Raw genomic sequence first — 23,395 nt, forward strand, 5'->3', positions numbered from 1 at the left:
TCAGGAGGAGCCATGTCGCGCTACGACTGGGGACGCAGACACCCGGGGATCGACCGGCTAGAGCAGCGTATCGGCACGGCGCGCGAGCGCGTGGTCGGCCACCCGCTCTACGCCCGCCTCACCGACCTGCCCGCGATCCGCACGTTCCAAGAACACCACGTGTTCGCGGTGTGGGACTTCATGTCCCTGCTCAAGTCCCTGCAACGCTCACTGACCTGCGTCGAGGTGCCATGGGTGCCGACCGGGCCGACCGGCAGCAGACGACTGATCAACGACATCGTCCTGGTCGAGGAGAGCGATGAGCTGCGCGGCGGCTTCATCAGCCACTTCGAGCTCTACCTCGGCGGCATGACCGAGGCCGGCGCGGACACCGGCCCGATCACCGCGTTCCTGCGGCTCTTGCGCGCGGGGCGCCCGGTGCCGCAAGCCCTGGCCGAGGCGCAGGTGCCAACGCCGAGCGCCGAGTTCGCCGCCACCACCTGGCGGTTCATCGAGCAGGCTCCGGTGCACGCCCGCGCCGCCGCGTTCGCGTTCGGCCGCGAGGATCTGATCCCGGAGATGTTCCAGCAGGTCATCGCGGTCAACGAGCTGGTCGGCGGGCTCGACACCTTCGTCGACTACCTGGCCAGGCACATCGAGGTCGACGGCGAGCAGCACACCCCGATGGCCATGCAGATGCTGGCGGACCTGTGCGGCGAGGACGAACAGAACTGGGAGGACTGCGCGCAGACGGTCAACGCCGCGCTCGCGGCGCGGGCCCGGCTCTGGGACGGCATCCTCACCGCGATCGGCGAGCCGGCACACGCGCACGCGGGCGGCGCAGACCGCGCAGACCGCGCAGACGGCGCAGACGGCGCTGACGGCCCGGACGCAGTGACCGTCGCCGCGAGTGGAGCGGCACTCTGACCGGTTCGCGGCTGCACGCAGAAGGGACTCCCATGGGTCACGATGCCGATCTCGAGAGCGCTGATGTCGACAGCGCTGATCTCGACACTGCCAGCATCGACAGCGCCGGCTTGCACCACGCCGGCGTCGATCGGGCCGGGCTGTATCGGACCGTGCGGTTGATCCGGCGGTTCGAGGAGCGCGCGATCGAGCTGGTGCGCTCGGGCGTGATCGTCGGCGGCATCCATCCGTACATCGGCGAGGAGGCGATCGCGGCCGGGGTGTGCGCGGCGCTGCGCCGCGACGACTTCATCACCAGCACCCACCGCGGCCACGGGCACGTGCTGGCGAAGGGAGCCGATCCGGCGCGGATGCTCGCGGAACTGGCCGGGCGCGTCACCGGGCTCAACCGCGGGCGCGGCGGGTCGATGCACGCGGCCGACTTCGGCATAGGCATCCTCGGCGCCGACGCGATCGTGGGCGCGGCGGCCCCCATCGCGGCGGGCGCGGCCTGGGCGTCCCGGCGGACCGGCGTCGACCGGGTCACCGCGGCGTTCTTCGGAGACGGCGCGGTCAATCAGGGCGTCGTGCTCGAGACCTTCAACCTGGCCGCGCTGTGGCGGGTACCGGTCGTGTTCGTCTGCGAGAACAACGGGTTCGCCACCTCGACGCGGACCGAGGACGCGGTAGCCGGCACGATCACCGGACGCGGCGAGGCCTTCGGCATTCCCGCGCACACGGTCGACGGCATGGATCCAGAAGCCGTGTACGCGGCGGCCGCCGAGGCGGTGGCCCGTGCTCGCGCAGGCGACGGACCGTCACTTCTCGAATGCGTGACCTACCGGGTCGATGCGCATCACACCTTCGAGTACGCAGCCCGGCCGCGATATCGCAGTGCTGAAGAGGTGGAGGCCGCGCGAGCGCGCGATCCGCTGGAGATCCAGGGCGCGCGATTGCCGGAACCGGTGCGTGCGCGGATCGACGCCGAGATCGAGGAGCTGCTGACGGAGGCGGTGCTGTTCGCCGCCGGCAGCCCGCATCCGGATCCTGACTCGGCGCTGGACTACCTGTACGCCGACGGCACCCGGACCAGGAGCGGGGTGGGCTGATGGCCAACCAGTCTTACCTCAAGGCCCTCAATCGGGCGCTCGGCGACGAGATGGCGCGCGATCCGGCGGTGTGCGTCTTCGGCGAGGACGTCAGGTCCGCCGCCACCAACGTCACGGCCGGCCTGCTGACCCGGTTCGGCCCGCAGCGGGTGCTGGACACGCCCATCTCCGAGCAGGCCTTCACCGGCTTCGCCACCGGCGCGGCGCTGGCCGGCCTGCGCCCGCTGATCGAGTTCCAGATCCCGGCGCTGCTCTTCCTCGCCTTCGAGCAGATCGCCGACCAGGCGCACAAGCTCTCGCTGATGACCGGCGGCCAGGCGCGCGTGCCGGTGACGTACCTGGTGACCGGCTCGGGTTCGCGCGAGGGCTGGGCCGGGCAGCACTCCGACCACCCCTACAGCCTCTTCGCGCACGTCGGGGTAAAGACCGTGGTGCCGGCGACCGTCCGGGACGCGTACGGCCTGCTGGTCGCGGCCATCCGGGACGACGACCCGGTCGTGCTCTTCGCGCCGTTAGGAGCGTTGCGCCGCCGCGAGGATCTGGACTTCGCCGACGTGCCGCCGGTGCCGCTCGGGGTCGGCCGGGTGCAGCGCCCGGGCACGCAGGTGACCGTCGTCGCGGTAGGGCACCTGGTTCACGACGCGCTCTCGGTGGCCGAGGAGCTGGCCGGTGAGGTCTCGGTCGAGGTCTTCGACCCCAGATCGGTGCATCCCTTCGACTGGTCGGGCCTGGCCGCCAGTCTCGAACGCACCGGGCGGCTCGTCGTGTTCGACGATGCGAACCGGTCCTGCGGCATCGGCGCCGAGATCGTGGCCGCGGCGGCCGAGAGCATGCGGCTCGTCGCGCCGCCGAGGCGGGTGACCCGGCCGGACGGCGCGGTCCTGCCGTTCGCCCTCGAACTCGACCGGGCGCTGCAGCCGAGCCGGGAGCAGTTGCGCGCGGCGATTCTGACGACCGTCGGATCGGCGCAGCTCGCGGGAGCGGCACATGGCTGACGAGACACAGCACCCCGAGAAAGAGCACCCGAAACAGCGCTACCGAAACTGCGCTGCGGCGCGGGCCCGGGTTCCGAACAAGAGGGAGAGAACGCCATGAGTATCGCCGGCATCCGGGCGGCGCTGGCCGCGGATCCCGAGCTCGGTGCGGGCAACGTGCTGCCGAAGCTGATCGAGCACGGCGCGCCGCTGGACGGTCCGGGGATCGCCTTCGACCGCGCGGTGGACGGCCTGCCTGCCTGGCAGGGGCTCACCCTCGGGCAACTGCACGAGCGCGTCAGGGCCCGTGCCGCGTGGCTGGTGCGCCGGGGCGTCGGCCCCCGCGACCCGGTCGCCGTTCACGTGTCGAGCTCGGCCGACTGCTTCCTGAACACGCTGGCGCTGAACTGGATCGGCGCTATTGCGGCCCTGATGAATCCGGACCTGCCCGCGGACGTGGCGGCCGAGTACATCAGGCGGCTGCGCGGCACGGCCCTGCTCACGGACGCGGAGCACCGGCAGCGGCTGGCCGGCCAGGACCTCGCCGTCGGCCTCGTGATCGACGCGGCCGACACCGGCACCGGCGATCCGGGCGCCGCTCCCCCGCCGTACCGCCTGCACCCCGATGATCCGATCGCCATCACCCATTCGTCCGGCACCACGCGGATGCCCGCGGCGGTCGTGCATTCGCACGGCAGCCTTTTCGCGGCGACGCGGATGATTCGGCTCGGCTCGCCTCGCGCGCAGGGCACCGAGCGGATCCTCAGCGCTCTGCCCTCGGCGCACGCGGCCGGGATCATGACGGTCAACCACGCGCTGTGCAATCGCAGCGAACTGCTTTATCTCTCGCAGCAGCGCGACGGCGCCACGATCCTCGACGCGATCGCCCGATGGCGGCCGACCGGTGTCTTCGGCTTCGCGGTCACCTGGGCCGAGCTGGCCAGGTTCGATCTGACCGAGTATGACCTTGACTCGGTGTCGCTGTGGTTCAACACCGGGGACTGCGCGCACGAGCCGCACGTCCGGCACCTGGTCGCGGCCGGTTCGCGCAACACCGTCACCCGCGACGGCGTCCAGCGGGTCCCCGGCTCGAGCTTCGTGGACGGCCTCGGCTCCACCGAGATGGGGCACTCGGCCTTCCACATCACACACCGCACCGACACCGAGCGCTACGGCCGGTGCGTCGGCAGGCCGCACGTGTTCGCCGACGTCGCGCTGCTCGACCTGGCGACCGGGCGAGAGGTGCCGATCGGCGAGGTCGGCCACTTCGGGCTCAAGGCGCCGACCCTGGCGCCGGGCTACTGGAACGACTCGGTGAACACCTATCGCAACCGGCTCAACGGCTACTACCTGACCGGCGACCTGATGTACCGGGACGACGACGGCTACTACTACCACGTGGACCGTGCGGTCGACTCGGTGGACCTCGGCGGCGGCGAGTGGCTGTACACGGCCATGTCCGAGGAGCGCATCCTCAAGGCGTGTCCGGATGTGCGCGACTGCACCATCGTCGCCGCGACGGCGACCGGCGGCGTGTTCACGGACGTGCTGTTGAGCCTGCACACCTGGGCCGACCCGGGCGTGGACCGCACCGCCGCGATCCGGGCCGCCCTGACCAGCGCCGCCGCGGCGACGCTGCGCAACGTCGTCGTGATCGACGACGGGCAGCTGATCCTCGGCCCCACGGGCAAGGTGCGCAAGTTCCTGATGCGCCAGCGGCATCTGGCCGAGACGGCGGCGTGAATGCCGAGCAGAGCTGAGGAGCGGAGGAACGCGCCGTGACCGCGCTGCTGGACGTCGCGGTCCACCTTCCCGGGCAGCGGACGACCGTCGATGACGTCGCCTCCCGGTACAGGCTCACGCCAATGCAGGTCAAGGTCTTCCGCAGGTATCACAAGCTCGGCGAGGTGCGCCGGGACCCGGACGGCGACCTGATCGACCTGCTGCGCGCCGCCGTCGCCGGACTCGACGGCCTGCGCGGCCGCGAACAGCACGTCCGCTATGTCGTGCACGCGCGCACGTTCCCCTCCGTCGTCCCCTATCCGCTGCACCCGGTGCACGAGCTGTGCCGCGAGCTCGGGCTCGAGCGGGCCAGCGCGTTCGCCGTCGGCCACCACGCCTGCGCGTCCGGGCTGCTCGCGCTGGACGTCGTCGGCCGCCTGCTCGCCGCCGATCCCGATCCCGGCGCCCTCGCGCTCGTCCTGGCCGGGGAGAAGACGTTCACCGCCGAGGCCGAGATCCTGCCGGACACCACGTTCTTCAGCGAGGGCGCCTCGGCTTGCCTGGTCGGCGCCGACGGCCCGCGTGACCGGATGCTGGCTTACGCCGTGGACCAGCGCGCTGAGTACGACGACGACGCCGAGGAGGTCGCGCTGGCTTTTCAGCGCGACTACGCGCAACTGCTCGCGGACACGATCCGGGCCGCGCTCGAGCGTGCGGCGCTGCCTCTCGGCGCGGTCAGCGCCCTGCTTCCGCACAACGTGAACGCGCCGATCTGGCGGCAGGTCTGCCGGATCCTCGGCTTCCCGCTGGACCGGGTCGTGCTCGACAACCTGGCCGCATACGGCCACGTGTTCTGCGCGGACGCCTTCATCAACTACCGCACCGCCGTGCGCCGGGAGCTGCTCAGTCCCGGCGACCACTACGTGATGGCCGCGGGAGCGGGCCGTGGCGCGGCCTTCGCGGCCATGGTTTTCGAGCACTGACACACTGCGCCGGACGACTGGATAAGGGAGCGAACATGACCGAGCTGGACACCGCGGCCGATCCCGGGCTGCGCGATCGCGTCGTCGACGAGATATGCGGGCTGCTGCCGCGCGTACTCAAACGCGAGGTCTCCGGCGCGACGGCCGACACCACGCTCATGGAGGCGCTCGGTCTGAGCTCCACCGCCGCGCTGGAGCTGGTCCTCGAACTCGAGGAGCGCCTGGAGCGGGAGATCAGCGTCGAGGAGCTGGGCCGCGACGACTTCGCCACCATCGGCACGCTGGCCGGCTACATCGCCGCGAATCTGCTGCCCGAGGAGGATTGATGGCCTTCTCGGCGGTCGCGCCGCGCCGCGACGCCGCTGAACAAGCCGAACCCGCCGGCCTCGGCGACCCGGTATTGACGCAGGACCGGGCGGGTCACGCTTGGGGTGTGCGCGGGGCGGTGCGGATGGCGTTCCCGCAGCCGGCGCAGCAGGTTCACGACGCGGCGTACGCCGCGCGGCTCGACCTCTACATGCAGGACATGTTGCGCGAGCACGGGCTCGATGCGTCGTCCGACGATCGCGATTGGACTGGCTGGTCGTATAGCGAGATGGCGACCGCGCTGATCCAGCGTGCCGTGCCCGCGCACGAGAGCGTTGATCTGCTCGTGCTCGCGTACGCCATTCCGGACATCAACCCGGGCCGCAACATGGCCGCGCTGCTCAGCGGGCGCTGTCCGGGCAAGCCGCTTGCGTTCGGCCTCACCGATCAGGGCGTTGTGGCGCCGTTTACCGCACTGCGCCTGATCCGGGAGTATGCGCGGACCGCCGGGCTGCACCGCGCCCTGCTCCTTATCGTCGAGCAGGCCGCACTCCCCTACCGGGCAAGCGACGAAGTCGCGATTCCTGTCGGCCACACCGGTGTCGCCCTGCTTCTCGGGGACTCCCCGCGCGTGCCGAACTCGGCGCCGCCGCTGCGGCTCGGACCGATCGTCACGCGAGCTGGAATCCGCGAGGGCGCGATTGAGCAGGAGCTCAAGGCGCTGTCCGCGGAGCACTCCGCGTCGACGGTGATCTTCGGGTCGTCGTTGTCGGACCGGGCCGGTCACGCGGGCGCCATCGCGTCGGCGGGCGGCGGCAGGGTGCGCGTAGCGCAACCCGCGCAGCCGCTCACCGGCTTGTGGTGGGAACTCGCCGGCGAACTTGACGCACGCGTCGGCTCGCCGCGAAGCATCGCGCTGTGCGACTACGACTCGGTACAGGGCTGCGTCAGTCTGGCATTGCTCGGTGCCCACAGCGCTTCCGGCCACTCCCACGTCCGGGTCACAACGCGGAAGGGCTCGGCACCGATCAGCGCGACCGCGGCGCAATAGCCCGGTGGGGCCTCCAGATCCGCGACGCGGACCGGGTCCGGCGAAACGGCGGGCTGATGGACCGTCAGCGGGCCGGGGCCGTGCGCCGGTGCCGCGAGGCCCAGTATCAGACGGGAGCCGGCCGCTTTGACCAGCGCCTCCTTGCGGGCCCACAGTCGGGCGAACACGGCTCGCTGTTCGGCCGCGTCTTCGGCGGCGAGCACGAGCCGCACTTCTTCCGGCGGGAAATACCGCCGCGCCAGCGCTGCCGCCGTGGAATCGCTCGCCAACCGCTGGATATCGACGCCGACCGGACGCGACGCCGAGACCGCGACCATGCAGAATTCGTCCGAGTGCGACAGGTTGGCCTCGACGCGCCGCTCGTGTCCGCTCAGATGTGGCTTGCCATGCGGCCCGAGCTTCCACGCGACCTGCGACGGAGCGACGCCGATTCGGTCGCCGACGATGCAGTGCAAGGCGGCGTGTGCGATGACGTATTCGCGCCGGTCCGCCTCTGAGAGGCAGGCTTCGGCGCGCGTGCGCTCGTCCGGGCCGAGCAGCGCGCGCAGGTTCGCCAGGTCCGGGCATGACGCGCGGCCGTCGATCAGCCAGATTTCCACCGTGTCCGCGCCGTCGCCCATGAAACGGAAGTATCCCAACTCTGATGACCAGCGAGCATGCGGCGGCCACGCGAAGCCAAGGCGGCGCCGACTTCGCGGAGGCCGCCGATCCGTACTGTCTGGGTCCTGACGAGGCGCAGGCGCTGCTGGCCGGGCATCCGTGGCGTCGCTTCGCAGTGCTCGGGGACAGCATCGCGGAGGGTGTCGCGGAACCGATGCCCGGCTACAGCCCGCTGCCGCTGGCGGATCGGGTCGCCGCCGAACTGGACCGCGCCGGTCCCGGCACCGCGTACCTGAACCTCGGCCGCCGTGGTCTGCGCACGCACGAGGTGCGCGCCACGCAGTTGGATACCGCGCTGGCATTCCGGCCGGACCTGGCGCTCGTCGTGTGCGGAGCCAATGACGCATTGCGGCCCGGCTACGAGACGCGTGCCGACGGCGTTGACCGGGATCTGGCGGCGATGGTCGAGGCCTTACAGACACGAGGAGCGCGGGTGATCACCTTGTCGATCTTCGTGCGGTCCCTGTATCCGAGCCTGCCCGCGTGGCTCCAGCCGTCGCCGACCGAGCGCATGGCGACCCTTGGCCGCCGCACCAACGCGCTCGCGGCCCGACTCGGTACGACGCACGTCGACCTCGCCGACCATCCCACCGCCCGCGACCCGCGCACGATCAGCAGGGACGGGCTGCACGGCAACGGCCGCAGCCAGGCCGTCGCCGCGGCCGAGATCGTCCGCGCGCTCGGCGCATTACTGCCGCTGCCGCACACGCACGCCGCTCGGTTCACACCGGAGCAGGAGCGCGGCGGATAGTGTCGATCACATGACCGCTAACCCGCCGATGACCACGCCGGACGAACCTCCGCTCGCGGCCACGCCCGAGGGCGCGCCCGGGGCGTGGCGCGCGGATCAGCTGCGGCGGATCATCAGTGGCGTAGGCGCCGGTCGTGGGCGGGAATCCGGCTGGCACGCGGGCTTCGGCACCCTGCTCGCGCTCGCCGTGCTCGTCGGCGTACTGGTCGGTGTCGCCACGGATCTGCTTCAGGCGTACCTCGATTCGCCCTGGCTCAGCCTGGTGAACTCGGCGAGTCCGTGGCTCGCCCCGGCGTTCGCGGTCGGGATCGGGGCGCGCCGGTACTGGCATGCGGCCGTGGCGGGACTGGTGACCTGCGTGGTGGAGCTGATCGCTTACGACGTGACGGCCCACCTGCGCGGCATCGCGGTCGGCAGTGGAATCACCGCGTTCTGGGCCTTGTGCGGCGTGATCGGCGGGCCGACGTTCGGTGTCGCCGGGAAGCTGTGGCGGTCGGCGCGCGGGCCGGTTCGCGGGCTCGGGCTCGCGGTGCTGGCCAGCGCGTTCCTCGGTGAGGCGGCCATCGCGTACGGGCTGTATCTGGGCTACTACTCCAGCGCGGCGCTGTTCACGGTGATCGGCATCGTCCTCATCGCGGCGTTGGGCCGACGCGGGCGCCAACACGTGCGTAGCTGTCTTTGGATGCTCGTGACGCTTCCGGCCGCAGTGGTCGGCGAGCTGCTGCTGCATCTGGTCTACAGTCAGACCTTTTGATCCTCAGGTCGCGCCCCGGCCGGGAGATCCGGCCAGGGCGCGGCCCGCTGAGGTGGGGTCAGCTGTTCGGTACCGTGTCGACGAAGCTGGCGGCGGCCGACTGCAGTCCGGCCACGTTGCTGCTCACCTGCGCCGGGGAGAGGGCGACGCCGCCGGCGAAGTAGACCCAGCCGACCTGCTCCTCCCAGCTGCGCGGGGTCGAGCTGCCGTTCAGGTAGCCGTTGATGAACCACTCGTTGAAGTCGATGGTCAGGTTCCCGCGCGGATAGTACTTGCCGCTGGTCGACCAGTACTGGCTGCCGTCGATGTAGTACGTGACGGCGCCGCCGTGCACGGTCATCACCAGCGTGCGCCAGCCGGCGTCGCTCGCGGCGACGCTCGTGGAGCTGTTGTCCTGCGAGTAGGGGCTGTCGCAGTACGATAACCAGGTGGTGGTGTACATGCGCGGGCCGTTGACGCCCCAGCCGCCGTTGGGCAGGTATTCGAAGTCGTTCTCGCTGTAGTTCGGGTCATCGCAGCTGGCCAGCGGCGAGATCGTGTAGAAGGTCTCGTTGACGTCGTCGCCGTTCGGCCCGGAGATACGGCAGGATTCTGAGTCCGACGCCGGGGTTCCTGCCGATCCCGCTCAGCCTGGGCAACTTCGCCGACGCGATCCAGACCATCGAGCCCACGGTGACCAACCCGGACCAGGCCGACCTGCTCGACGTGCCGCTCTACTCCCCGGTCCTGCTGATCGAGCGCACCACGCGCGCCGCGACCGGCCGCATCGTCGAGTTCGCCCGCTCGATCTACCGGGGCGACCGGTACCGGATCACCTCCAAGCTGCGCTTCGACAGCTCGTCGGGTTGACGCCGCCGGCCGTCCGGATCTGACCTCGCTTCGATCACGGCGAGGGCGTGTGGCCGACCGCGGTCCGGTCGGCCACACGCCCGGTCCACGCGAGTGCGGTCGCGTGGTCTTAGCGCGGCGCTGCGCGTCGGCGGTCAACGCAGCGCCGCGCGGTCATAGAGGCGGTGTTGTCATGGAGGCTGTGGTCACGGGGCTAGGGTCCAGCGCTGGTTGAGTCCTCCGTTCGAGGGCCACTGGATCACGGCGGTACCCGGCGCGGTGCCGCCGTTGGACAGGTCGATCAGCTGGCTGTCGTACACGCTTTGCAGCGCGATCACGCCGGGCCCTTCGTCGACGAGCGTCCAGCGCGAGTTGCTGTTGCCGTCGTCCTGGTACTGGATCAGCTGGGTGCCCTGCGTGGTCGTCGGGCCGGGGATGTTGACGAGTTTGCCGCTGTTCGCGTTGACGATCGTGTAGGCGCCGCCGGACTGCTTGACGAAGGTCCAGCGCTGGTCGCTGCTGCCGTTGTCGGACCATTCGAGCAGCTGCGCGCCGTTCGCGGTGGAGTCGTTGTTCACGTCCAGCCGCCCGCCGGTCAGCCAGTTCTCCACGCGGTAGCCCTGGTTGGCGTCCGGGACCGGCGTCAGCGTCCAGCGCTGGTTGGCCCCGCCGTTGGACGGCCACTGGATCACCGGGGCGCCCGCGCTCGTCGAGGCGCCGGAGACGTCGGCCAGCAGTCCGTCCGAGACTGCGGTCAGCGTGTAGGAGCCGCTGCCTGCCGAGGCGAACCGCCAGCGCGAGTCGCCGGCGTTGTCGTCAGCCTTCTGTATCAGCTGGGCTCCCTGCGCGGCGGACGGAGCGGTCAGTTGCAGCCGGCTGGTGCGGTTGACCACCTTGTAGGTGCCGTCGCCGACCGGGACCAGCTGCCACTCCTGGTCGAGGGCGTTGTCAGCGCTCTGCTGCACGATCGCGGCGCCCGAGGCGGTGGAGTCGCCGGAGACGGCCAGGTTCATGCCGCTGTTGACGTTGACGATGTTGTAGGACATGGCGGTGTAGGTGACCGCGCTCGTCGGTGTGACCTTCAGCAGCGCCGAGCCGTGAGCGGGCAGCGCGGCGCTGTAGCCGGTGGAGAAGCTGCCCAGGTCGGCGTGGGACCAGTCGTCGTGCACGCTCGCCGCGGAGCCGGTGAAGCCGATGTCCTGCCAGTTCGCCGCGACCGTGGCGGCCGAGTCGGCGAGGTTGAAGAGGGCGAGCGTGTAGCTGCCGTCGCCGTTCGGCGCGTACCAGGCCTGCGACGTGGTGGTCGCGTCGACCGGGCGCGCCGGGTGGCCGGCCTGGTCCACGGCCAGCACCTCGGGGTTGGTGATCAGGCCGAGGTCCGTCGAGTCCAGGTTCGTCAGGTCCACGCCGAGGGTGAGGTTCGAGTTCTCGATCGCCCACAGCGTCAGCTGGGTCTTGCGCTCGTCCAGGGTCAGGCCGTCGTTGCTCCCGTTGCCCACCTCGATCGAGTCCAGGTCGTTCCAGCCGCCGGTGACGCCGTCGCCGATCCAGCGGGCGGCGTCGGTGAAGCGGCCCTTGACGTTGTTCCAGTCGGTGAGCGGGAAGGAGGAGCCGTTCGAGCCGCAGTAGCACTCGATGTCGCCGTCGATGCGCCAGCCGTTCGAGTACTGCTGCCAGGAGGCGATGTCGGCGGTGGTCAGCGAGTTGGACAGCTCCAGGTGGATGGTGCGCCCGCTCTGGTTGAGCGCCTGGGCCCAGTGCTGGACGTCGGCGACGGCCTCGGTGTCGCCGTCGTTCGGGCTGACGCCGTCCACCTTGAGGTAGTCGATGCCGTATCCGGCCAGCTGGTCGGCCCAGGAGTTGAGGTAGGCCTGCGCGGCGGCCGGGTTCTTGGCGTAGTCGATGTAGTACATGACGTTGCCGAAGTTGTAGTTCGTCTCGTGGCTGCTGGTGTCCGAGACGATGTCGCGGGCGTGGTACGAGGTGCCTTCGATCGGGGTGTTCTGGTTGTACGCGGCGACCGGGATGCCGGGCGTGAGGTACATGCCGAACTTCTCGCCGAAGCCGTGGATGTAAGAGCCCAGATTCGCCATGCCGTCGGGGAATTTGGAGGTGTCCGTCACCCAGCGGCCGTAGCTGTCGACGGTGGTGGAGGGGTTGAGGTACCAGAAGTCGTCGAGGTTGACGTACTTGTATCCGGCGGCGACCAGGCCGGAGGTGGACATGGCCTGCGCCTGGGCCTTCATTTTGGCCTCGGTGGGCGAGCCGCGCAGAAACGACCAGCTGCTCCAGCCCATCAGCGGGGTGAGCGCGGCCCCGTTGTTCTGCGCCCTGGCCGGGGTGCGCGGCCCGGCCACCGCGAACAGGGCGAGGGCGAGCGCGAGGCAGGCGGTGAAAAGGCGGCGCGGTCCGGTTCGCGGGGGCGGTCCGGTTCGTGCGGGCGGTGCTGATGCGATGCGCATGTTCGGACTCCTCGTTGCACGGTGGGTGTCGGGCGCCGCCGAGAAACAAACAGAAAAGCAAACATCACAACATTCATTAGAAAATTGTTAAACGAAAGTAAACGCAACCTCCCAAGGCGTCAAGTAGTCGGAGGTCTGCGGGCGTGCGAAGGGCCTACACCTGGAGAAGGTGTAGGCCCTTGACTTGCTGCCGCCGTATCGGCCTACCAGAGGTCGGAGCGCGGAGCGAAGGAGACGCCGCGGAACACGTCGCCGGGGCGGGCCGTGCGCAGCGTGCTGAACTGCTCGTCGGCGGGCAGGGTGATGGCCGCGGTCTCATCGGTGATGGCGACCAGCTTGTTCGGGTCGGCGCCGTAGTCGGACACGCCGCCGATCGAGGTGGTGACGCCGTAGAGGGTCACGGTGCCGTCGCGGTCGACCTTGCCGGTGAAGTTGCGGATGCCGTCGACGGCGGGCGTCCAGGGCCGGCCGGTGACGGCGTTCGTGCCGGCCGGGAGGCCGGGGACGGTGTACGGCACGCCGAGTCCGAGCCCTGCGTTGAGGGTGTAGTCGTAGGTCCAAGCGCCGTTCACCAGCGACCACTTCTGGATGCCGGCGAGGTTCTCCGCCGCGGCGTCGGTGTAGGTTCCGTTGCTGAAGGCGTCCGAGCCGTTGCCCGAGTCGGCGACGTAGAGCGTGGTGGGGTTGGCGAACCACAGGGCGCCGAACGCGGCGGTGTTGGCCGGAGCGCCCGTGTCCGGGGTCTTGATCGACTTCGCCAGCGCGGTCGGGAACCCGGCCAGGACGCACATGTTGCCCGCCGGCTGGCCGGTCACCGGGTCGTAGGCGTCGGGAGTCGAGGGAAGCGGCGCTCCGGGGACGGGCAGCCCGACGCCCTGCGGGCAGGCCTTGCCGGTGGTGTCCACGAAGTAGACGGTGTCGATCCCGTTGCCGCCGCTGCCCTTGGTGTAATACAGCACGTTGTCATGGATGGTCAGCTCCGCGAAGTTCGTGTCCTTGCCGAGCTTGTCCGCCTTCGTGTTGGCGGGCAGCTGGGTGATGCTGAAGCCGCCGGCCGGGGTCGGGCTGCCCGGGGTCTGCGCCTTCTCCGGCGCGTGCGCCGGGGTGATGAGCTGGGCGCCGGTCCCGAAGATCACGCCGGGCACGGAGGTCCCGGTGCCGTTGTTGGAGTTGCCGGCCGCGTAGTACCGGCCGGTGCCGTTGTCGAGGATCGCGGCGCGGCCGTTGTCGCCGCTGTAGGCGTTGCTCTCGGTGATCCGAATCCTGCCGTTGACGTCGAGCTCGGCGACGGCGCGGTAGACGGCCTGCGTATCCGGGTTCGTCGGGTCGACGACGCCGGGAGTGTTGCCGTTGGAGGCGTCGAGGGTGTTGGCCGGGGCGACGTAACCCATGAACGTGACCGCCGAACCGTCGGTGGACAGGTTCAGCGCCAGTTCGGACTTCGAGGAGAAGCTGCCGCTGAGCAGGTCGCGGCCACGCCCGGGCGCGCCGGCCGCGGCGTCCGGCACGGCGATCGAGCCGACCACGGCGCCGCGCCCGGTGAGCCGGTCGAGGTAAATCGGCGCGGTGACCCCGAAGTTCGCGTCGACCTGGACGTTGTCCCAGACGTGGGCGAAGCTGCCGTCGGCGATCGCGACGGCGCCGGTCGGCAGCACGGTGACGCCGGGGGTGATCAGGCCGGCGTACCCGGCGTAGTGCACCCGGCTCAGCAGCAGGTCGCCCGGGATGAACGGCGACCTGTCCCCCGCCGCCTGGGCCGCGCCGCCGCCGGACACGGTCACGACGCAGGCGGTGAGCGCGAACGAGGCGGCCAGCCCGAACCCGGTACGCCTGCCCCGCACCGGCTGGTGGCTTGAACGGTCGAACATGCGGCAGTCCCCTCCCATGGATCACGCGCGGAGCCGCGCGGCTCGCTTCGGATCAGACCATCGAGGGCCCGGTGGGAGGGCGGAGCGGGGGTGAACGGTGAGCAAACCTTCTTCGACGTCGACGACCCTCCGGCGGTGCGTCCAGGGGAAGGCGCCTCGGTGGGCTCGGTCGCAGCCGCGCTCGTCGCTCTACGCTGGCTTCATGCTCGATGATCTCGACCTTGCCGCCCTCACCCGGCGGCCAGGCGCCAAGTGGGCCCTGGCCACCGCGCGCGGAGCCCTGCCCGCGTGGGTCGCGGACATGGACTTCCCAGTGGCCGAGCCGATCCGCGACGCGCTGGTCGAGGCGGTGCACACCGATCTCGGCTACCCCGCCTGGGACGACAAGCCCGGGGAGAATCCGCTGGCCGAGGCGTTCGCGGACCGCATGAAGTCAAGGTACGGATATGTCCCGCAGCCGGAGCACGTACGCGTGTTCACCGAGGTGATCCAGGCGCTGCAAGCGGTACTGCACGTCGCGACGGATCCGGGTGACGCGGTGGCGATGCACACGCCCGCATATCCGCCCTTCGTCCGGACGCTCGAAGCGATGGGCCGGCCCCTCGTTCCGATCCCGATGCTGGATACCGACGAGGGCTGGTCCTTCGACCTCGACCGGCTCGCCGCGGACGTGGCGCGGCAGCGATGCAAGGCGCTGATTCTGGTCAACCCGCACAACCCGACCGGCCGGGCGTTCTCGGCCGGTGAGCTCTCCGCGCTCGCCGAGATCGCTCAGCGGCACGACCTGCTCGTCATCTCCGACGAGATCCACGCCGAGCTGACCTACCGGCCGCACCGGCACCTGCCCTTCGCCGCGCTGGCACCGGACCTGGCCGCGCGTACCGTCACGCTGACTTCCGCGAGCAAGGCGTTCAACCTGGCCGGCCTGCGCTGCTCAGTCGCGGATGTAGCGCCCGGCTCGGTCCGCGCCGCGCTCGACGCGCTGCCGCCGGTGCTGCTCGGCCAGTCCAGCAGCCTCGGCGTGACCGGTACGCTCGCGGCTTGGCGGCACGGCGATCCGTGGCTCGCCGAGGTGCTCGCCCTCCTTGACCGCAACCGGCTCCTCGTCGCAGACGGGCTGCCGTCCGGAGTGCGCCATCATCTGCCGGAGGCGACCTACCTGGCCTGGCTGGACTGGCGCGCCCTCGGACTTGGCGACGATCCCGCCGCCGCGCTGCTGGCCCGCAACAAGGTCATGCTCAGCCGCGGCCCGGACTTCGGGCCCGGCGGGGCCGGCTACGCGCGGCTCAACTTCGCCACCTCGGAGCCGATCCTCGCCGAGATCCTGCGCCGGCTAGGCACGGCAGAGTCCTGATACTCCCCGCGTGAGCCGCTAGTCCTCGGCCGCTTCCCTCATCGGCGAGCCGAAGCGGATGACGTTGCCGTCGCGATCGACGACGGCGCCCTCGTGCTGGCCCCACTCGGTGTCCTGCGGGGTGTGCACTTCGATGCCTGCGGCGCGCCACTCGGCCGCCAGCTCGTCGGCGTCGTCGACGAACAGGTACGCCGAACTGGTGCGCTTATCGCCCTCGGGCGCGACGCCCAGGTGGAGTTCGACGCCGTCGCGGGTGGCGAAGCCGTAGCCGCCGCCGGAATACGGCCGGACGGAGAAGCCCATCCGCGCGTAGAACTCCAGCGCCGCGTCCAGGTCGTGGACGGCGAAGATCGGTGCGATCAAGCGTGCAGTAGCCATGGCGTCAGCTTCGCACAAGGCTCCGACACCGACGGCCCTCAGGTGAGCGGGCGTCGCGGGCCCGTGCTCACGACTTTAGGATCGAGATAGCGGCCACACAATTACCCGAAGGTGGAATACCGTCGCCTTCCACCTTCGGGTAATTGTGTGGCCGCGAATGTCATGAATACGCTTTTTCTGGGAGCCCGCTGGTCGGCGGGCAAGGCCCAAACAAACGGGAGTTTTTCATGAAGGCAAGGACGTTCGGGGCGGCGGCGATTTCCGCCGCGGCCCTGGTGACCGTGGCCGTAACCGGCGCCGCGTCGGCGGCGTCGAGCAAGGTCCCCACGCCGGTGTCGCAGACACCGGTCAAGATCGTGCACGAGGCCGCGCCCCCGCAGAAGCCCGGCGGAATCCGTCCCATGCACGTCTCGGAGGTCGATCACGTGTGGGGCAGCACCTACGAGTGGGGTGCGAACGTCACGGTGGACTACGGGCTTTCCGGCGCGGTCACGGGGTGCAGCGACGGCACGGTCATCTACGGCCCGCTGGTCGGTCCGGGGTACTGGCAGTTCGGCGGCAACTGCTACGGTCACGGCTACTTCAGCTGGTACGACTTCTACAACGGCTGAGCCGCGAGACGGCGCGAGAGCCGGCTGTCAGGTGAACGGCCCGCCCCGCAGCCCGCGCGGGGGCGGGCTGCGGGGCGGGCCTCTTGGCGGTCAGCTGGGGCCGCTCGGCCGAACCGTGTCCTTCGCTGAGAAGAGCAGCGCGAGCTGGGTACGGTTGGCGCACTTCGTCTTGGCCATGGCATGAGTCAGATGCTTCTTGACCGTCTCGACGGTCACATACATGTGATCGGCGATCTGCGCGTTGGTCATACCGTCGGCCGTCAGCTGCGCGACCTGCCTTTCGCGTGGGGTGAGGACCGCCTGGGTCCGCGTTTCGCGCAGTCGTCCGAAATGAGCCTGAAGCCATGGGCCGACGTGGCGGTTCAGATGTTTCATCAGGGTGCGCTCGCGCCCTCGGATGAGGTTCTCGTCCGAAGCATAAGCGCAGACGAGTATGCCTCCCTCCGGCCCGGCGTCGATGGTGCCGTTGAGGACGTCGGCGATCCGGTGGCGATGGAGGTACTGATCGACGAATTCCCACTCGGCAGGCGTGCTGTGCGGATACATGTCGCACAACGTGATCGGGTGTTTGCGGCCCAGCAGGGAGTTGGCGCGGGAGGTCTTGAACGGGTTCCGGAGATACCATCGGTCAATGTATTCCTCAAGGAAATCGGCCGGCCGGTTGCTATGCAGATGATCGAGCAGAGCGGACTTCTCCGGAAAAGATCCGTGGCTTTGCGGTATGTCCACCAGGACCGTGTCGTCCCAACCGAGATGGCGGGCCAGCCCTTCCCGGAACTGATCGAAGAACTGCTCCTGGCCGACGCAATTCGCGACCGTTTCCAGGACGGCGAACAGGTTTCTGAAATCCTCCGGTTCCAAGATGTGCGGTTCCGCCCCCGCCGGACGGTCGAACTGAGCGATCACTTCACCGGCTCCCCGACTGCTTCTCGCTGTTGCGCAGTTCGCAGCTGGAAGCCGCAGACCTGCGCACCAAGCATCACCAGGGGAAGGCCGCTTAGGCATCCGAGTTCTCAGAGCTTGTGCTTCGTGCGTGCAGCTGCTATGCCCCGAGCAGGTCGAGGCGGTGATCCGGCGTCTCCGTCGCGGCGGCGAGGCAGCGCAGTGCGGCGTCGCGCGACGCGGGCGTGGCGGGAAGGAGCGGCAGCCGCACGTCTGGAGTCGGGATGCGGCCCGGGGTTTCATTGCGGCCTTGAGGACGGTCGGGTTGGGTTCGGCGAACATGGCCGAGGAGAGCGGGGCGAGTCTGCGGCCGAGCGCCAGGGCCTTCGCGACCGTGCTGGCTCTGGTCGCCGCAGGCCAGGGGGTCTCGCTGGTGCCGCAGCTGGCGGCCCGTGAAGCGCCGCCCGGTGTGCGGCTGCTTGCGCTGCGTACCCGCCGCCACACCCGGATCGCGTGCCGCCGCGGCGCCTCGCAGCATCCTGCGATCTCCGCATTCGTCCGCGCCATGCATGAGACCGCCGCGCACCAGCGGCCCGTCAGTGGGTGTTGAGACGCTGGTGCGCGGCGGCGTTCGGCGGTCAGGTCAGCCTGCGGGCACGAACTGCCACTGCTGGTTGGTGCTGCTGGACGAGCTGTACTGGCCGAGGTCGGAGCCGGAGGCGGTGCGGCCCATCCCGTCGATGTACAAGCCGGTGGCGCGATCGGCGAAGCGCACGTTGCTGCCGTCCGCCGAGGCCGTCCACTGCTGGTTGGTGCTGTTGGTGTCGCTCCACTGGCCCACCGCGGAGCCGTTGGCGGTGCGGCCCATGCCGTCGAGGAACAGGCCGGTGGCGCGGTTCTGGATGCGCTCGTAGCTACCGTCGGCCACGATGGCCCACTGCTGGTTGGTGTTCGCGCTGTCGCAGGTGGACTGCTGCGCCGTGGCTCCGTTGGTGGTGCTCCCGGTGCCGTCGATGCACAGGCCGGTCGCGGCGTTGCGGATCTGGTCGTAGGTCGCTCCGCCGCCGCTGCCACCGTTGCCGATGCCCCAGGCGTACTGCAGGCGGTCCAGCCCCGAGGAGTTCACCAGCGACAGCGTGATGCTCGCCCCGCTTCCGGTCTTGCTGGTCATGCTGTACCAGTCGCCGTCGCGCAGGCCGGGCCAGTAGACGCTGCCGACGCCGAGGGTACGCATCTCGCTGCTCTCGCCGCGAACGTAGTCGTCGAAGTAGTTGGTGTTGGGGACGTCGTAGTTGATGGTGTTGTAGTAGACGCCGTTCTTGGTGCCCGGGCTCATCGGGGCGCCCCACTCGGTCACCACGGTGCGGCTGGCGAAGCCGCCGATCTCGCCCGCGAGGTGGTTCGCCCACTGGGATTCGGTGGTGTAGGGCGGGCTGACGAAGAACGAGTAGTCGTGGATGCCGATCAGCGTGTTGGCCAGGCGGCTGTCGTTGCCGACCGCGGCGGCGTTCTGCGCGTAGCCGGAGCCGTCGAGGATCACTCGGCCGCGCGGCACGCTCGGGTACCTGGTCAGCCACGTGTTGTAGAGGTTGTCGAGGTTGGTGGTGCTGTAGGAATAGGGCTCGTTGATGACCTCGAAGTAGGCGTTGGGGTTGCTGCCGTACTTCGCGACGACGGTGTCCCACATCGAGTTGAACGCTGACGTGCTCGCCGGCGCGCCGCCGCTGTACGCCCAGTAGGCCAGGATCACGTTGCCCTTGCTCAGCGCCGCGTCGATCGCGCCGGTGTAGGTGCCCCAGAACGTTGACACGGTCGGCTCGTTGATCGGGATCCGGACCGTGTTGGCCCCGGTGATCGAGTACATCTGGCCGACGACCTGGCTGGCCACGGTGCTCGCCGAGGAGTAGGTGTCGGACGAGCTGAGGCCGGACGGGTAGAGCACGCCGTTGACGAAGTTGTCGCGCTGGTCGGCCCAGTTGACGCCGCGCAGCTGGTTGGTGGACGCGTTCGCCTGGTGCTGGCCGATCGCCACGGCGGCGGTCCCGGCAAGCGCGCAGGCCAGCAGCAGCCTGATCGCGCCGCGCCTGACCGCGTGGCCCCTGGTGCGAACGGATGGTCTCGCGATGTTCATCCTGTTGATCCCTTCAGCGTGGGTACTTCCTTGTACTCCGGTGGATCAGGAGAGCTCGTAGAGCCCGCTCTTAGGGTGCTGCTACCGGGCGAGCCACCCGCCGTCGACGGGCAGCACCGTCCCGTGCAGGTATCGCGCCGCGTCGCTGGCGAGGAAGACCACGGCGCCCATGAGGTCTTCCGGCTCACCCCACCGCCCGGCGGGAATGCGCTCGAGGATGCTCGCGGCGCGGACCGGGTCCTCGCGCAGCGGCGCGGTGTTGTCGGTCGCCATGTATCCGGGTGCGATGGCGTTGACGTTCACCCCGCGCGCGGCCCACTCGTTGGCCAGCGCCCTGGTCAGGCCCAGGACGGCGTGCTTCGCGGCGGTGTACGCCGGCACGCGCAGTCCGCCTTGGAAGGAGAGCATCGAGGCGATGTTGACGATGCGGCCGCCGCCTTGCGCGAGCATGACGCGGCCCGCGGCCCGCGAGAGGTGGAACACGGCGTCGAGGTCGACGGTCATCACCTCGTCCCAGTCCGCCGCGGTGACCTCGGCGGCCGGGGCGCGGCGGATGATCCCGGCGTTGTTCACCAGGACGTCGAGCCGGCCGAGTTGTCCCGCGGCGGCGTTGACGGCGTCCGCGAGCTGCGCCGGGTCGGCGGTGGCCAGGTCGCAGGACAGGTATACGGCGCTGCGACCCAGCCCTTTGACATGCGCGGTGGTTTCGGAGGGCTCGGTGCGGCCCAGCAGCGCGATGTCGGCGCCGGCCTCGGCGAGGGCGATCGCGCAGGCCTGGCCGAGGCCGCGGTTGCCGCCGGTGACCAGGGCGACGCGGCCGTCGAGCCGGAAGCTGTCGAGGATCATCCGTGCCGCCCGCTACAGCCCGAGGTCGCGCAGCATCGGGACGGTGCGGCCGACCCAGGCCAGGTCGGCGTCTTCGGTCGCCCCCTGCGTGCGCTGGGTGCCCGCGAGGAACCACAGGTAGTAGGTCGTGTACCCGGGCGCGCTGACCACGGTGTGATATCCGGACGGCATCATCTGCACGGCGTGGTCGCGAGCCGTGTAGTTCTCCTCGTAGCCCTCGTCCGTGTACACGCGGCTGATGCCGAAGCCGTCGCCGGGCTTGGTGCGGAAGTAGTACATCTCCTCGTGCTGCGCTTCGCCCGGCAGGTTGTCGAACGCGTGGCGGTGCGGCGGGTAGGTGCTCCAGTTCCCTGACGGCGTGTACGTCTCGCCGACGATCAGCCGGCGGGCCGGCAGGTCGGGCTGCGAGATCTCGGTGAGGATCTGGTGGTAGGTGCGGCCGAAGTTCGCGGCGCCCCACCGGCCCGCGGCCACGCGTGCCGGCTCGATGACGTACGGCTCGACGTCCAGGTCGCTGGGCGCGCTGGGCAGCGCGATCTCCACCGGCGTGGCCGCCTCGACGGTGACGGAGGATCCGGCGGGGATGTAGACCGAGTGCGGCTTGCCGGAGAAGACGTCGGCGCGCCCGCCCACGTCGGCGAACTTGTGGCCGCCGACGGTGAACGTGGCCGTTCCGCCGAGCACGACGGCGAGGATCTCGCGGTCGCCGGACTCACCGGACCAGGATCGGCCCGCGCCGAGTCTCAGCAGGTTGAGGCCGAGGAGGCGGCACGGGTTGAACGGCAGCGCGTTGAGGCCGTCCTGCGCGGGGATGTCGCAGTGGTACCGGTAGTCCATGAGTCCTGTCTTTCGTGCGTCGCGGTGCTGGCTGCTCTCCTGCGGAGTGGCGCGGCGGCGGCTTACCAGGGGTCTGACCAGCCGGCGCAGGTCGCGCGGGTGAGCGCTTCGAGGTAGAAGTAGTCGCCCCAGAGGGTGCCTTCGTCGACGCCGACGCCCTTGGGCTTGTCGTACACGCCGTGCAGCAGCAGCGCGTTCGAGTGCGGGTCCTCGGCGGTGGAGTATCCGCTGATGAGCGAGGTCAGGATGCCGGCCGCGGCGGCGCGGTAGCCGTCGGCCTGCGGACCGTTCGGCAGCTGTTCGGCGAGTTCCATCAGGCCCGCGGCCGCGATCGCCGCGGCCGAGCTGTCGCGCTCCTGCGCGCTGCCGTCGGTGAATTCGAGGTCCCAGTAGGCGACGCGGTCGGCGGGCAGGTGGGCCAGGAAGTAGTCTGCGCAGCGCCGCGCGGCTTTGAGGAACGAGTCGTCGCCGGTGTAGCGGTAGTTCAGCGTGAAGCCGTAGACGCCCCAGGCCTGCCCGCGCGCCCAGCAGGAGTCGTCGGAGTTGCCCTGCTCGGTCTCCCCGCGCCGCGGCTCGCCGGTCTCCAGGTCCCAGTAGAAGGTGTGGAACGTGGTGTCGTCGGGTCGCAGGATGTTGTCGCGCAGCTGCTCGGCGTGCCGCCGGGCGGCGTCCCGGTAGCGGGGATCCCCGCTGGTCTGGCTCGCCCAGAACAGCAGCGGCGTGTTCATCAGGCTGTCGATGATGGTGCGGCCGCGCTGGCGCGGGTCGTCGAGGTCCCCCCAGGCCTGGATGATTCCGGCCGGTTCGAGCACCCGGGTGAGCAGATGGTCGGCGGCGCTGAGGGCGGCGCGGCGCGCGGTCTCGTCGCCGGTGCGCCGCCAGGCGGTCACGCAGCCGAGGGTGTAGAGGAACCCGAGGTCGTGGGTCGCCAGATCGATGCGGCGCTCGACGCGGTTGACGAAGCTGCGCACGTGGGCGCTCGCGGCGGCCAGGTACGCCTCGTCCTCGGTCAGGTCGAAGGCGAGCCAGAGCATCCCCGGCCAGAAGCTGGTGGTCCAGCCGAGGTTGGCGCCCTCGGGCAGGCCGAGGGCCGCGGGCCGCAGCCGGTACCTGCCGTGCACGGTCGTGTCGCCGGGATAGCGCTCGCCGAACTCGGCGATGTTCGCGTCGATGGTGCGCAGCGCGGCGGCCACCGCAGGTCCCGTCGCTTCGGCGTCGGGGCTCGGACGGACGTCGATCGCCGTCATTGCTGGTCCTCTCCTGGTTCATACGCGGGCCCGCGGCGTGCGCGGGCCGGCACCTGCGCGCCGGGTGCGGCGCAGGCGGTCGGGCGGTGCGGCTCAGCCGGGGATCGGTCCCAGCGCCTCCCGCAAGGTGAAGCGGCTGTTGGCCCAGACGACGTACAGCAGCGGCGCCGCCGCCAGGCCGAACGCGATCGCCGGCCGGCTCGCCGCGAGCGCTTCGAGCAGCGCGAGGACGGCCAGCGAAAACGCCGTCAGATACCAGCGCCGCAGCGACAGGTAAAGGCAGGCGCGCAGTGCGTCGCGCAGCCGGACCGCCGGGCGTTCGGCGATCACGACGAGGGCAAGAAGCGAGGTCGCCGTGATCAGAACCATTGCCGTGATCAGCATCGGAATCGCGGCGGCGCCCACCGCGTGCCCCCAGGCGGCGCGCGCGTCCACGCCCAAAACCACCAGCGCCGCGGTCGCGAGGGCGCCCAATGCGGCGGCCCGGCGCAGCGATGCACGCCAAGCCGCGACGAACGTGCGCGCCACCGCGTTATTGCCCGTGCTGCTGAAAGCGGAGAGCACCGCGAACGCCGCGCACACGCCGGGCGCGCACAGCGGCGCGACCAGCGCCAGCAGCGGCCAGGAGCGTGCCGGGTCGGTCGCCACCAGCCCCGCCACGAGCGGCAGACAGCTGACGACGAGCAGCAGATTGGTCATGAGCGCGACGTAGACCAGGTCGAACACCGTGCCGAGCGTCTCGTGCTTGATCCGCAT

22 protein-coding genes and 1 pseudogene are annotated in these 23,395 nt (G+C 70.3%); 12 read left to right on the plus strand and 11 right to left on the minus strand.

Translation table 11 applies throughout. From position 1 onward, the window contains the following. Positions 1 to 12 precede the first annotated feature (12 nt). The 6 genes and pseudogenes from VFB40_RS15335 to VFB40_RS15360 form a co-directional block, all read left to right on the plus strand. A pseudogene (locus VFB40_RS15335) lies at positions 13 to 819 on the plus strand (DUF3050 domain-containing protein); the annotation flags it as partial. Between the two features lie 119 nt (positions 820 to 938). Continuing rightward, positions 939 to 1,994 (plus strand): thiamine pyrophosphate-dependent dehydrogenase E1 component subunit alpha, encoded by a 1,056-nt coding sequence (locus tag VFB40_RS15340; RefSeq protein WP_324851231.1) that lies wholly within the window; start codon positions 939 to 941, stop codon positions 1,992 to 1,994. Next, on the plus strand, positions 1,994 to 2,989 hold the full coding sequence (locus VFB40_RS15345) for an alpha-ketoacid dehydrogenase subunit beta (RefSeq protein WP_324851233.1): 996 nt from the start codon (positions 1,994 to 1,996) through the stop codon (positions 2,987 to 2,989). Before VFB40_RS15340 ends, VFB40_RS15345 begins: the two co-directional genes overlap by 1 nt. A 96-nt stretch (positions 2,990 to 3,085) precedes the next feature. Further along, positions 3,086 to 4,711, plus strand: coding sequence for a class I adenylate-forming enzyme family protein (locus VFB40_RS15350; RefSeq protein ID WP_324851235.1), 1,626 nt, complete (start codon positions 3,086 to 3,088; stop codon positions 4,709 to 4,711). A 35-nt stretch (positions 4,712 to 4,746) separates the two neighbouring features. Beyond that, on the plus strand, positions 4,747 to 5,673 hold the full coding sequence (locus VFB40_RS15355) for a 3-oxoacyl-[acyl-carrier-protein] synthase III C-terminal domain-containing protein (RefSeq protein WP_324851237.1): 927 nt from the start codon (positions 4,747 to 4,749) through the stop codon (positions 5,671 to 5,673). Positions 5,674 to 5,708: 35 nt separating this feature from the next. Next, entirely contained in the window at positions 5,709 to 5,999 is a 291-nt protein-coding gene (locus VFB40_RS15360) for a phosphopantetheine-binding protein (RefSeq protein ID WP_324851239.1), read from the plus strand. A gap of 904 nt (positions 6,000 to 6,903) precedes the next feature. Here the strand turns inward: VFB40_RS15360 and VFB40_RS15365 are convergent. Beyond that, positions 6,904 to 7,650: a 4'-phosphopantetheinyl transferase family protein gene (locus tag VFB40_RS15365; RefSeq protein ID WP_324851241.1), complete on the minus strand. Its 747-nt coding sequence runs from the start codon at positions 7,648 to 7,650 to the stop codon at positions 6,904 to 6,906. 23 nt (positions 7,651 to 7,673) lie between these two features. On the opposite strand from VFB40_RS15365, the gene VFB40_RS15370 reads away from it, so the two are divergent. Beyond that, positions 7,674 to 8,441, plus strand: coding sequence for an SGNH/GDSL hydrolase family protein (locus VFB40_RS15370; RefSeq protein ID WP_324851243.1), 768 nt, complete (start codon positions 7,674 to 7,676; stop codon positions 8,439 to 8,441). Between the two features lie 10 nt (positions 8,442 to 8,451). Continuing rightward, entirely contained in the window at positions 8,452 to 9,195 is a 744-nt protein-coding gene (locus VFB40_RS15375) for a DUF6518 family protein (RefSeq protein WP_324851245.1), read from the plus strand. Between the two features lie 58 nt (positions 9,196 to 9,253). Here the strand turns inward: VFB40_RS15375 and VFB40_RS15380 are convergent, their stop codons facing one another. Then, a complete protein-coding gene (locus VFB40_RS15380) occupies positions 9,254 to 9,637 on the minus strand; it encodes a LamG domain-containing protein (RefSeq protein ID WP_324851247.1) in 384 nt (127 codons plus the stop codon). A gap of 209 nt (positions 9,638 to 9,846) precedes the next feature. On the opposite strand from VFB40_RS15380, the gene VFB40_RS15385 reads away from it, so the two are divergent. Continuing rightward, the gene (locus VFB40_RS15385) at positions 9,847 to 10,044 is read left to right on the plus strand and encodes a UTRA domain-containing protein (protein WP_324851315.1); all 198 of its coding nucleotides are present in this window, start codon (positions 9,847 to 9,849) and stop codon (positions 10,042 to 10,044) included. A gap of 185 nt (positions 10,045 to 10,229) precedes the next feature. Here VFB40_RS15385 and VFB40_RS15390 read toward each other — a convergent pair whose 3' ends face one another. Both VFB40_RS15390 and VFB40_RS15395 read right to left on the minus strand, forming a co-directional pair. Then, positions 10,230 to 12,485: an alpha-galactosidase gene (locus VFB40_RS15390; protein ID WP_324851249.1), complete on the minus strand. Its 2,256-nt coding sequence runs from the start codon at positions 12,483 to 12,485 to the stop codon at positions 10,230 to 10,232. A gap of 203 nt (positions 12,486 to 12,688) precedes the next feature. Beyond that, positions 12,689 to 14,353 carry a hypothetical protein gene (locus VFB40_RS15395; RefSeq protein ID WP_324851251.1) on the minus strand — a complete coding sequence of 555 codons (1,665 nt, stop codon included), beginning with the start codon at positions 14,351 to 14,353 and terminating at the stop codon, positions 12,689 to 12,691. A 202-nt stretch (positions 14,354 to 14,555) separates the two neighbouring features. Here VFB40_RS15395 and VFB40_RS15400 point away from each other — a divergent pair, with 202 nt between their 5' ends. Continuing rightward, positions 14,556 to 15,707 (plus strand): MalY/PatB family protein, encoded by a 1,152-nt coding sequence (locus VFB40_RS15400; RefSeq protein WP_324851253.1) that lies wholly within the window; start codon positions 14,556 to 14,558, stop codon positions 15,705 to 15,707. A gap of 18 nt (positions 15,708 to 15,725) precedes the next feature. On the opposite strand, the gene VFB40_RS15405 is transcribed toward VFB40_RS15400, so the two are convergent. Beyond that, the gene (locus VFB40_RS15405) at positions 15,726 to 16,085 is read right to left on the minus strand and encodes a bleomycin resistance protein (RefSeq protein ID WP_324851255.1); all 360 of its coding nucleotides are present in this window, start codon (positions 16,083 to 16,085) and stop codon (positions 15,726 to 15,728) included. A gap of 227 nt (positions 16,086 to 16,312) precedes the next feature. On the opposite strand from VFB40_RS15405, the gene VFB40_RS15410 reads away from it, so the two are divergent. Beyond that, on the plus strand, positions 16,313 to 16,696 hold the full coding sequence (locus VFB40_RS15410) for a hypothetical protein (RefSeq protein ID WP_324851257.1): 384 nt from the start codon (positions 16,313 to 16,315) through the stop codon (positions 16,694 to 16,696). Positions 16,697 to 16,786: 90 nt separating this feature from the next. On the opposite strand, the gene VFB40_RS15415 is transcribed toward VFB40_RS15410, so the two are convergent. Beyond that, the gene (locus tag VFB40_RS15415; protein WP_324851259.1) at positions 16,787 to 17,602 is read right to left on the minus strand and encodes a helix-turn-helix transcriptional regulator; all 816 of its coding nucleotides are present in this window, start codon (positions 17,600 to 17,602) and stop codon (positions 16,787 to 16,789) included. Between the two features lie 286 nt (positions 17,603 to 17,888). Between VFB40_RS15415 and VFB40_RS15420 the strand changes: the two genes are divergently transcribed. Continuing rightward, entirely contained in the window at positions 17,889 to 18,188 is a 300-nt protein-coding gene (locus VFB40_RS15420; RefSeq protein ID WP_324851262.1) for a LysR substrate-binding domain-containing protein, read from the plus strand. Between the two features lie 33 nt (positions 18,189 to 18,221). On the opposite strand, the gene VFB40_RS15425 is transcribed toward VFB40_RS15420, so the two are convergent. From VFB40_RS15425 to VFB40_RS15445, 5 genes are all read right to left on the minus strand, one after another. Then, the gene (locus VFB40_RS15425) at positions 18,222 to 19,709 is read right to left on the minus strand and encodes an RICIN domain-containing protein (RefSeq protein ID WP_324851264.1); all 1,488 of its coding nucleotides are present in this window, start codon (positions 19,707 to 19,709) and stop codon (positions 18,222 to 18,224) included. An 81-nt stretch (positions 19,710 to 19,790) separates the two neighbouring features. Then, entirely contained in the window at positions 19,791 to 20,555 is a 765-nt protein-coding gene (gene kduD / locus VFB40_RS15430) for a 2-dehydro-3-deoxy-D-gluconate 5-dehydrogenase KduD (protein WP_324851266.1), read from the minus strand. 12 nt (positions 20,556 to 20,567) lie between these two features. Continuing rightward, positions 20,568 to 21,392: a 5-deoxy-glucuronate isomerase gene (iolB, locus tag VFB40_RS15435; RefSeq protein ID WP_324851268.1), complete on the minus strand. Its 825-nt coding sequence runs from the start codon at positions 21,390 to 21,392 to the stop codon at positions 20,568 to 20,570. Positions 21,393 to 21,454: 62 nt separating this feature from the next. Continuing rightward, a complete protein-coding gene (locus tag VFB40_RS15440; RefSeq protein ID WP_324851270.1) occupies positions 21,455 to 22,639 on the minus strand; it encodes a glycoside hydrolase family 88 protein in 1,185 nt (394 codons plus the stop codon). A gap of 93 nt (positions 22,640 to 22,732) precedes the next feature. After that, the gene (locus tag VFB40_RS15445; protein WP_324851272.1) at positions 22,733 to 23,395 is read right to left on the minus strand and encodes a hypothetical protein; all 663 of its coding nucleotides are present in this window, start codon (positions 23,393 to 23,395) and stop codon (positions 22,733 to 22,735) included.

The sequence above is a fragment of the Actinocrinis sp. genome, from assembly GCF_035650855.1.
In the GTDB taxonomy this organism is placed as follows: Bacteria; Actinomycetota; Actinomycetes; order Streptomycetales; family Catenulisporaceae; genus Actinocrinis.

What these genes read in the sequence shown, in the direction of transcription:
- VFB40_RS15345 (WP_324851233.1), top strand. Translation starts at nt 1,994, where the DNA reads ATGGCCAACCAGTCTTACCTCAAGGCCCTCAATCGGGCGCTCGGCGAC.
- VFB40_RS15410 (WP_324851257.1), top strand. Translation starts at nt 16,313, where the DNA reads ATGAAGGCAAGGACGTTCGGGGCGGCGGCGATTTCCGCCGCGGCCCTG.
- VFB40_RS15405 (WP_324851255.1), bottom strand. Translation starts at nt 16,085, where the DNA reads ATGGCTACTGCACGCTTGATCGCACCGATCTTCGCCGTCCACGACCTG.
- VFB40_RS15365 (WP_324851241.1), bottom strand. Translation starts at nt 7,650, where the DNA reads ATGGGCGACGGCGCGGACACGGTGGAAATCTGGCTGATCGACGGCCGC.
- VFB40_RS15440 (WP_324851270.1), bottom strand. Translation starts at nt 22,639, where the DNA reads ATGACGGCGATCGACGTCCGTCCGAGCCCCGACGCCGAAGCGACGGGA.
- iolB (WP_324851268.1), bottom strand. Translation starts at nt 21,392, where the DNA reads ATGGACTACCGGTACCACTGCGACATCCCCGCGCAGGACGGCCTCAAC.
- VFB40_RS15380 (WP_324851247.1), bottom strand. Translation starts at nt 9,637, where the DNA reads ATGTACACCACCACCTGGTTATCGTACTGCGACAGCCCCTACTCGCAG.
- VFB40_RS15350 (WP_324851235.1), top strand. Translation starts at nt 3,086, where the DNA reads ATGAGTATCGCCGGCATCCGGGCGGCGCTGGCCGCGGATCCCGAGCTC.
- VFB40_RS15425 (WP_324851264.1), bottom strand. Translation starts at nt 19,709, where the DNA reads ATGAACATCGCGAGACCATCCGTTCGCACCAGGGGCCACGCGGTCAGG.
- VFB40_RS15395 (WP_324851251.1), bottom strand. Translation starts at nt 14,353, where the DNA reads ATGTTCGACCGTTCAAGCCACCAGCCGGTGCGGGGCAGGCGTACCGGG.
- VFB40_RS15340 (WP_324851231.1), top strand. Translation starts at nt 939, where the DNA reads ATGGGTCACGATGCCGATCTCGAGAGCGCTGATGTCGACAGCGCTGAT.
- VFB40_RS15370 (WP_324851243.1), top strand. Translation starts at nt 7,674, where the DNA reads ATGACCAGCGAGCATGCGGCGGCCACGCGAAGCCAAGGCGGCGCCGAC.
- VFB40_RS15390 (WP_324851249.1), bottom strand. Translation starts at nt 12,485, where the DNA reads ATGCGCATCGCATCAGCACCGCCCGCACGAACCGGACCGCCCCCGCGA.
- VFB40_RS15400 (WP_324851253.1), top strand. Translation starts at nt 14,556, where the DNA reads ATGCTCGATGATCTCGACCTTGCCGCCCTCACCCGGCGGCCAGGCGCC.
- kduD (WP_324851266.1), bottom strand. Translation starts at nt 20,555, where the DNA reads ATGATCCTCGACAGCTTCCGGCTCGACGGCCGCGTCGCCCTGGTCACC.
- VFB40_RS15445 (WP_324851272.1), bottom strand. Translation starts at nt 23,395, where the DNA reads ATGCGGATCAAGCACGAGACGCTCGGCACGGTGTTCGACCTGGTCTAC.
- VFB40_RS15360 (WP_324851239.1), top strand. Translation starts at nt 5,709, where the DNA reads ATGACCGAGCTGGACACCGCGGCCGATCCCGGGCTGCGCGATCGCGTC.
- VFB40_RS15375 (WP_324851245.1), top strand. Translation starts at nt 8,452, where the DNA reads ATGACCGCTAACCCGCCGATGACCACGCCGGACGAACCTCCGCTCGCG.